8 protein-coding genes and 1 pseudogene are annotated in these 8,623 nt (G+C 66.3%); 4 read left to right on the top strand and 5 right to left on the bottom strand.

The annotated features are described in order from the left end of the window. Together LW840_RS14860 and LW840_RS14855 are read right to left on the bottom strand one after the other, a co-directional pair. A pseudogene (locus tag LW840_RS14860) lies at nt 1-763 on the bottom strand (hypothetical protein); the annotation flags it as partial. Between the two features lie 357 nt (nt 764-1,120). After that, on the bottom strand, nt 1,121-1,717 hold the full coding sequence (locus LW840_RS14855; RefSeq protein ID WP_291277264.1) for an integrase core domain-containing protein: 597 nt from the start codon (nt 1,715-1,717) through the stop codon (nt 1,121-1,123). A gap of 196 nt (nt 1,718-1,913) precedes the next feature. Here LW840_RS14855 and LW840_RS14850 point away from each other — a divergent pair, with 196 nt between their 5' ends. After that, nucleotides 1,914-2,480: a hypothetical protein gene (locus LW840_RS14850; protein ID WP_291277263.1), complete on the top strand. Its 567-nt coding sequence runs from the start codon at nt 1,914-1,916 to the stop codon at nt 2,478-2,480. Here the strand turns inward: LW840_RS14850 and LW840_RS14845 are convergent. Then, nucleotides 2,477-2,848 (bottom strand): hypothetical protein, encoded by a 372-nt coding sequence (locus tag LW840_RS14845; protein ID WP_291277262.1) that lies wholly within the window; start codon nt 2,846-2,848, stop codon nt 2,477-2,479. The genes LW840_RS14850 and LW840_RS14845 overlap by 4 nt on opposite strands. 655 nt (nt 2,849-3,503) lie before the next feature. Here LW840_RS14845 and LW840_RS14840 point away from each other — a divergent pair. Beyond that, nucleotides 3,504-4,478: a pyridoxal-phosphate dependent enzyme gene (locus LW840_RS14840; protein WP_291277261.1), complete on the top strand. Its 975-nt coding sequence runs from the start codon at nt 3,504-3,506 to the stop codon at nt 4,476-4,478. 130 nt (nt 4,479-4,608) lie between these two features. Then, entirely contained in the window at nt 4,609-5,916 is a 1,308-nt protein-coding gene (locus tag LW840_RS14835) for an amidohydrolase (RefSeq protein ID WP_291273280.1), read from the top strand. Nucleotides 5,917-6,350: 434 nt separating this feature from the next. On the opposite strand, the gene LW840_RS14830 is transcribed toward LW840_RS14835, so the two are convergent. Then, complete coding sequence (locus tag LW840_RS14830; protein ID WP_291277260.1) at nt 6,351-6,911, bottom strand: hypothetical protein; 561 nt, start codon at nt 6,909-6,911, stop codon at nt 6,351-6,353. Between the two features lie 197 nt (nt 6,912-7,108). Here LW840_RS14830 and LW840_RS14825 point away from each other — a divergent pair, with 197 nt between their 5' ends. Next, nucleotides 7,109-7,777: a TetR/AcrR family transcriptional regulator gene (locus LW840_RS14825; RefSeq protein ID WP_291269352.1), complete on the top strand. Its 669-nt coding sequence runs from the start codon at nt 7,109-7,111 to the stop codon at nt 7,775-7,777. A 569-nt stretch (nt 7,778-8,346) separates the two neighbouring features. On the opposite strand, the gene LW840_RS14820 is transcribed toward LW840_RS14825, so the two are convergent. After that, nucleotides 8,347-8,623 (bottom strand): hypothetical protein (locus LW840_RS14820; RefSeq protein WP_291277259.1); only part of this gene is annotated, 277 nt, incomplete at its 5' end.

Below are 8,623 nucleotides of genomic sequence, written 5' to 3'. Positions count from 1 at the left end.
TGCCGGCGCCGGGAACACCGGTGACGAAAACGATGGCCTTCTCGCGTTGGGCGCGACTACGCGCGATGATCTCCTCTACACACTGGGTGGTGACGTGGAGATTTCGAGCCCCAGCATCGGACCGCGCGATAGCCTGCACTGAGTGTCGCGCGTACAGCGCTTTGGCCGCTTCGATGATCGTGGGGCTCGGCCGATACGACGATCGGCCCCACGCGTGAGGGTCTATTGGTGCCGATGGCGCGAGCGCGATGGCCGAGCGGACCGCATCACCGACCGTGGCCGCGTTGGACTTGATGGGTGGGTACACCCCATCGGCGTGTGGGATCTGCCAATGGTCGTCGGGGGTCGCTCCGTTCGTCGCGCAGAGCACCGGGAAGATAGGTAGCTCCCGACTCGCCTCGTGAAAGTTCTTGAGATCGAGCGCGTAGTCCCACGCCTGGTTGTAGTCGCTCTTGGTATAGCGATGCTCGCCCACCTTGAATTCAATGGGCACTACGGCAGAGTTGGCAACTACCACGCCGTCAATTCGGCTGCCCAGTCGCGGTACATCGAACTCAAGGAAGAGCGACCCGTCGACGCCCGGGAGCGTCTGCTTGAGGACCCGCACCTGCTCTTTCCACGCTTCCGTTTGCGCCCCATCAATGGCGAGGCCGCTACCACCGGCGAGGTGCCCGAGCACGGCCGCATTGTCGGCAGCGAGGAATTGTTGGATAGGTGCCGCATAGAACGCCGATTGGCGAGCATTGTCATTGGGGGCAGTCATATGGAGAAGCTAGAAGCCCGGGATCGGACCGCGCCAGGGGAGCACTAGCTCGCGTTGGGCCATGCCTCGCGGGCCTCTTCCAGTGTCTGGTAGCCGTAGTCAACGAACTGGAGAACGCCGGTCTTCTCGTTGCGCGTGGCGACGCAGTAGAGAACGCGGAGTGGTGCTCCGGATGCGTCTGAGAGTTCGATTCTGCTTCGTTCGCCCTCGAAGCCATCAACTTCCACTATGAAGAGCGTGCGATTGCCCATTGGCTTATACCATGCTGGGGGGCTCTGGTGTGAAGCGTCAGGATAAGTGGCCCCTCTGACAGACTGCGCTCCTCATCCGGCGTTCCCCCCGTCTCAGGTCCAGCAGTTACCTGAGAGATGGAGTGGAGCGATCCGTGTTGGTGAATGCTGCAGCAATCTCGGCCGGGGGGCGATTCTCCAGCGCACTGTGTGGACGGGCTGTACAGCACTCGTGTTGGTAGGCCGCAAGCGGACGCTGCGCGTTTGCGAGCGAGAGAAACCGGTAATGAGTGCGGCACTCGTCGCGCACGCGGCTGTTGAAGCTTTCCACCAAGGCGCTTGGGTTCGGCTTCCCTCGTTGAATGTGCTGCAGGGTCACTCGATGCGCCGCCTCCCAGACCGCGACCGCGCGAGTGATGCATTCCGGATCGTTGTCGCACACGATCCGATCGGGGCGGCCTCGCGCCGCGACGAGCTGCGTGAGCACCGCGGCTACGGCGCTGCCCGGGAACGACGTAAACACCGCCATCGCCAACGGCTCGTGCCTGCAGTCACCGACCACGTTGAATAGCCGAAACACCCGGCCCGTGGCGAGCGTGTCGCGCATGAAGTCGATCGACCAGCGCGTATTCGGCCGGCTCGCGGGCTCGTGCGGTGCGCGACATCCTTGCGCACCTGGACGTTCAGCGCCTGATCGGCGACGACGCGCTTGAGCCGACGACACACCGTCTTCAGCTTCGCCCCACGGTCAACTGCGCGCAGCATGCCAATGATCTGCTCGTCCGTGAACCGCGATTCCCGCAGGAGTCCTCCCGCTTGCCGGGGTCTGACCCACATATTGTCCGGACCTCAGGACGTGGGGAACGCCGCCTCATTCACTGCATCGTGCCGGAATACCAACCCAACGAGACGCGTGCCGCATGAGCGACGTTTTCAACGATGAATGCCCCACAGGGTTACGCCTCAAGGCTTCCATGGCGGGTGGTATCATTGGCGCCCTGAATCCCATGGTGCAGTCATTCAGGCCGTCGGGCTACTCACACTTTGTTGGCATGACGGGAAGCGTTGGCGAGCATTTTGCCGCCGCCACGTGGTTCATGGCGTTCGTGCTCATCCTACCATGTGTCATGGCGACGTTCGTTGCCTACCCATGGTTGTATCGCAGCATACGCAGCACGTTGCGCGCCGACCAGAAGCCGAGACGCATTGCCTGGGGGGTTCAATTTGGACTTATGGCAACCGTACTCGCGGCATTGTTTCTTTCACTTGAGATGCTGCTGGTTCAAATGATGGATGGGAAAGCAACGTCATGGCACGAGACGCTGCTTTCGATCGGCGCTGCGACGGTAGGGTTCAGTATCGTGGCGTTGTTCTTCATTCCGGTCATGTTGATTTCCGGCTATGTGTATGCCGCCGTCAACTACGCCATCATCAAGAAGTCATTTCACCCTCTGAGCCCGCGTCACTCCGTTTCATCAGCGATCTAGCGAGCGCCAACCGCACTAGTACTGCTGCGTGACCTTTTCGCGCGCCCGTGGCGTGATGTCGTCTGCCCCGCTACGGTGCCCCAAGCCGTGCGACAAGGTCCGGCAACATTGCATCGTTCCCGCGCGGCAAAGAGGGACGGTCCGATCGGACGCCCGTGCAATGTGCCGAAGGGCAGGGTCACCTTCGGCAGTCCGCCCAGCCCCGCAATGCACAGCAGCGCCAGCGCCCGCTCGCGAAACGCCACCGGGTCGGCCGGCCGCAGCCGAAGCAGTGGGGCGAGATCCGGCACGGTTGGCAGCACGAACACGGCGTTGTCTGCCAGCAACGCGTCAAGTCGCACCATGATGTCGGCGCGACGCTGGCGCATGATCTCGACCTCGTGCGGCTGTACCTCCGACACCGCGCGGTGCACGCCCCTGACGGGGCGTCCCGCCGGCTACGCCTCATCTCGCCTGTGGTGGCCGGTGTTCAGGTGGCCACTGGTGGCCGGATTTGGGTGTCCACCGAGGGGGGCTATCGCGTCTTCGTGGCGAGCCGCGAGATCTTCGACCGCACCGTGCCGACACGGAAGCCGCAGGCCGTACGCTGGCAGGCAACGCAGCCAGTACTCTCCCCGCAGGAAGCGGTGCGGACGCGGCCTTCACGGGCGTCACCGAGGACTTTTCAGGTTCGGTCGCCGGCCACGCGCCCTCGGGCGGGACCGTCGGCAGCCCGAGTGCGCTCGTCCGCGAATTCGGCGGAACGCTCTCGCTCCATCCCTACCGGAACGATGTCGGCCAGTGCACGCTGCAGGTCTTCGACTCACGTGGCGGCTTCCTGAGCAGCAAGTCGAACAGAACCCCGATCTTCTCCCGCAACCGGAACTCGGTCAGCGTCCGGATCGTCCGCGACGGCGGGTCGCCGCCCGCCACTCGCGCTGGCGGGGTTGGCGACCGCGCGGTATCCTCGACGGGGAGCTGACCCGCCCCGTTCGACATTCCTTGCCTGCCCGCAGGAGGGCGCCCCGTATCGTGGTAACCGAGATGCGCCACCGACTGAGCCTCGACCAGATCGCCCGCGCACGCACGGTGATCGACCCGGTCTTCTTGGATACCCCGCAGTTTCGTGCCGGGTCGCTCGAGGCCACGCTCGGCTGCCGCCTCGTCATCAAGGTCGAGACGCTCAACCCCATCCGCTGCTTCAAGGGCCGCGGCGCGTCATTCTTTGCCGAGGGGCTGGCCGCCGGGGCTACCGTCGTCTGCGCCAGTGCGGGCAACTTCGGGCAGGCCATGGCCTATGCCTGCCGCAGTCGCGGCACAGGCGCCGTCATCTTCGCCAGCGTCCACGCCAATCCGCTCAAGGTCGAGCGCATGCGCGCGCTTGGTGCCGACGTTCGCCTGCACGGCGCCGACTTCGACGCCGCCAAGCTCGAGGCGAAGCGGTACGCGGCCGCGCATGGCCTGCAGATGGTCGAAGACGGCCTGCAGCAGGCGATCTCCGAGGGCGCGGGCACGATCGCGGTCGAGCTCCTGCGCTGGCCCGAGGCGTTCGATGACCTCGTCGTCCCGCTCGGCAACGGCGCGCTCGTTACCGGCATGGGGCGCTGGTTGAAAGCACATGCGCCCACGACGCGGGTCGTCGGTGCGGCCGCGGCCGGCGCGCCGGCCATGGTCGAGTCCTGGCGCTCCGGCCGGATCGTTTCCTACGAGCAGGTTGACACCATCGCCGATGGCGTTGCTGCTCGTCTGCCGGTCCCTGAGGCCGTCGGTGACATGGACGGCACGGTCGACGAAACGATGCTCGTGCAGGATGCCACGATCCTGACCGCGATGCGGCTCATCCATGAGCACCTCGGCCTGGTCATCGAGCCTGCGGGCGCGATCGGCCTGGCGGCGATCCTCGCGGATCCGGCGCGCTTCCATGGACGGCTGGTGGCAACGGTCCTGTGCGGCGCGAACCTGACGCCGCGGCAGATCGCCGACTGGCTCACCCCGACCGGCGACGGCAGCCGGCGCTGATTGTCATCAGGGTTGGCTGGGCGGCAGCGTGGCGCCTGAAGCCCTTCCGGCCGCCTCCGGGTCCGTCGGCTTCCGCACGTCGGCGTCAGCCAATCCGTCCCGTCTCCCCTTCCCCCCGCCGCTCGCTGCCATGACGCGCCGACCCGCCCTCCTGCTCGCCGCCACCTTCGCCCTCGCCTCCACCGCGCGCGCCCAGAAGGGAGTCGGCGCCCTCGACGCCGAGATCCAGCGACGCGTCGAGGCCGTCACCGCCAAGGTGGTCACCTGGCGGCGCGACATCCACGAGCACCCCGAGCTCTCGGGCGAGGAGGTGCGCACGTCACGGCTCGTCGCCGAGCACCTTCGGGCCCTCGGTCTCGACGTGCGGACCGAGGTCGGCGGGCACGGCGTCGTGGGGCTGCTCAGGGGCGGGAAGCCGGGCCCTGTCGTTGCGCTGCGCGCCGACATGGACGCCCTTCCCGTGGAGGAGCAGGTGGATCTTCCGTTCAAGTCCCGGGTCAAGGCGACCTTTCTCGGTGCGCCGGTCGGCGTCATGCACGCCTGCGGCCATGACAACCACGTGGCGATCCTCATGGGGACGGCGGAGGTTCTCGCGGGCATGAAGGCGATGCTGCCGGGCACCGTCAAGTTCGTCTTCCAGCCCGCCGAGGAGTACAGCCCCACCGGCGTGGGCGGCGCCGAGTCGATGCTCCGCGACGGAGCGTTCGAAAACCCCCGTGTGGACGCCGTCTTCGGGCTGCACGTATTCCCGGCGTCCCATGGCGCGATCATCACCAGGCCAGGGCCGTGGCTGGCAGCGGCCAACGACGCGACGATCATCATCAAGGGAAAGCAGACGCACGGCGCCCAGCCCTGGAATGGCGTGGATGCGGTGTTGGTCGGCGCCCAGGTCGTGACGGCGCTGCAGGCCGTCGTGAGCCGCCAGGTGGACATCACCAGGGTCCCGGCGATCGTGACCGTCGGCGCGTTCCAGGCCGGCGTCCGCAGCAACATCATTCCCGACTCGGCGGTGCTGCGGCTGTCCATCCGCACGTTCGACGCCGCCATGAAGGAGGACATCTTCGCGCGCATCCGGCGCACTGCAGAGGGGGTGGCCGCCGCCAGCGGTGCGACGGTGAGCGTGACCTTCGATCCCGGCGTCCCCGCCACGGTCAACCATCCGGCACTCACCAGGCGCATGTGGCCAACGCTGCAGCGTGCCGCCGGCGCCTCGGGCGTCATTGAGAGCGAACTCGTCACAGCGAGCGAGGACTTCTCCTTTTTCATGGAGAAGGCCCCCGGCCTCTTCATCGGCCTTGGCGTGAATCCCAGGGGCAGTGACCCGCGCACGGCGGCCCCCAATCACTCCCCCTTCTTCTTCGCCGACGAGGGAGCCCTCCCGAACGGCGTTCGCGCCATGAGCATGCTGGCGGTGGACTACCTGCTGGGCGGCAAGTAGGCGCGGCACGTAGGCGCAGCGCGGGCGCGCGGCGCCGGGGCCAGCGTTCGGCCGAAACATGGTGTAGCCCGACGTTCGGAGCACCGCCGCAATGCGGCGATGGTCGTCGTCGGTGAGCAACGACTCGTCCATGCGAGGCTGCGCCACGACGGTCCCCGACCCCGTCACGCGCCCATCGGGTCACCGCGGTCCGGCAACGCGACGAGACATGAGGTTGCCCTGCTGCTCCTGGGAGACCGCCCCATTGGGGTTGCCGGGAATCTTTCTTGCGCAAGCGGCCAGCCACGCCGCCACGCGGTGACCTGTAGCATGGGTGTCAGTCCCACCGGCGCGGGACGCCCCGGTGATCTCACGCGATGGGCGCGGATGCTCCGCTTCCCCGGCGCCGTCGGACAGCGCCCCTTACCCCCCAGGGTTCGCGCCGTCGTGCCTTCCTAGAAGTTGACGCCGATTCGCAGGGAGCCGAGCGGGAACGCCTGTTCGCCCACTTCCTTGGTGAGGGTCTTGTCCTCGAAGATGGGCCAGGGATTCGACTTGTACACCACACTGGCGACCCCGAACTGCGGCAGCACGTAGTACCGCTTTTTCGCGAACTCGAATCTGTAGCCCACGTAGCCCGACATCAGCCAGTCGAAGCTGCGATAGGTCCTCCGCGTGGTCACGTGATTCTCGAGGACGCCCAGCCCGGTGGTCTGGGAGAACTCGGCATGGAGTCCCTTCCAGAGGTACTGGCGGTACCCGCTGGCCACACTGTAGTCGGCAAACCGTCCCTCGGTGTCCCTGTTCCGGGGAAAATCCACGTTGGCGCCTACGTAGGCGTCGCCCCGCAGGTTGCCCTTCTGCCAGAGCTTGACGACGAAGTGCCCGCGGAATGCTCCGGGAAAGAAGGGCCACAGGGCGTCCGTTTCGACGGCGTAACTGGACTCCCGAGGCGCTTCCTGGGCCGCCACAGTAGTTGTCGTGGCGGCAACGAGGGCCAGGGATACGGCCAGCACACGGGTCAGACCGGTACAGCACAAAACGTTGTTGATAAATGACTTGCGTGGCATGTAGCCACTCGCCTGCGCGACACTGACGGCGTTCATCGGCCAATCCTCATGATGGTAACTAGATGATCGTCTCTATTTTCTGCCACAATTCTAGATGATTGTCGCTAGTTGTCAATAGTTGAGATTTGTCTCTACTTTTGGTCATGGACGCTGGTCTTCCTGCCGATCGAACCTTCCGCGTCCCGCAGCAAGAGCGGGGGCAACGGCGCGTGGCGCAGATCCTCGACGCGGCAGCGGAGGTCATCCTCGCGCACGGGGTCGGCGGGGCGACCATGCAGCTCATCGCCGAACGTGCGGGGGCGTCTGCGGGGTCGCTCTACCACTTCTTCCCGAACAAGGACGCCGTTCTCGAGTCGCTGGGCGCGCAGTACGCGGATCGTGCGCGCCGCCGCAACGAGGAAGCGATGCCGTTCTCGCTCGTCCATCTCGAACCGGACGCTCTGTTCGACCGTGTGCTGCGCGGGCAGATGGCGTTCCTGGAGGAGACGCCGGCCTTCGGCGCCGTGCAGGAAGCGGTGGAGCGGAACTGTCCGGCGATCTTCGACGCCCTCAACCAGGCGGTGGTGGGGCACGTCGGGCAGTTCCTCGCCCTTCGCTATCCGCGCATGCCCGAGCCGCAGCGCCTCGCCTCGGCGATGGTCTCCGTCTCCACAGTGCTCGCGATCGTCGGCCTCGCCGGCCGGCTCCCGCCCACCATGCGCGAGCCCGTCATCCGCGAGGGGAAGGCCATGCTCGCGGCGCACTTCGGCGCCGCGGACGCGAGATTCGGGATCGGTTCCGCAGCCAGCGGCGACCTGCACGGGCAGGCGTAGACCAATTGCCAGATTCCCGCAGCCGTTATTGACGGGGCCGCCACCGGCGGCCCCCCTTCGTGACCGGGGCCTGGCGTGCGCCCCCCGCCCGTCCGCCGACGCTCCACCTGCCACGTGAGCACGGCCCCGACGCCCCGCGACCACGCGGGGACCTTCCGTGTGGGCGGCCATCCCACCGGCGCGGCAGTATTCTCATCATTCTGACGCGACTGACTGACAGCGACCGCTGCTCCGCCGATCGCCCAGCTTCTGCAGCAGGCGCTCACATGAAATGCGCGCACAGCGCGCTACCGTACACGTCCGACGGCAGCAAGCATCGTTAGGCCGGCGCTGCTCGGATGTGGTGGCAAAACGGCCCGTCGTTCGGACAGCCTCGCGACGAGAGGGGTCACGCGGCACGTCGGCTGCGCGTGGCTGTTTGGCGTGGCCCTTCGAGCGCGTCACTCATGCCTCGAGGCAACGGTCTGATGCGAGCGCGTCGGCCTCGAGAAGGCGACCGTAGACCAGCGACCGTCTGGCTGGTAATGACAAAGACATTGCTCACACGTCGAGGGGCAAGCGTGAGGCCTTCAGGGCAGACGAATTGCGATCAGCAGGTCCCTGATCGGGGTCGGCAGCTTCTCGAGCAAGTAGTAGAACCAGACGCGTTCGCCAACGTATGAGCGGGCGGGCGGGCGCTTGGCGGCGAGTAAACTGGCTACCTTGCGGGCAACGACAAGTGGACTTGATCCGCCAACCCCCTTCACTTGCTGCTTCATGAACGCTGGAATCGCCGGATAAAGCCTCTTCTGGTCTTCACTCCATGCGGCGGTATCCCGATCGATCTCCCGCAGGGCCTTCTCCCAG

Origin of the sequence: Gemmatimonas sp. (genome assembly GCF_021298855.1) — a bacterium.
Lineage (GTDB): Bacteria > Gemmatimonadota > Gemmatimonadetes > Gemmatimonadales > Gemmatimonadaceae > Gemmatimonas.
Note: the sequence above shows the minus strand (reverse complement) of the source record. Positions and strands in the feature narration are given on the sequence as shown.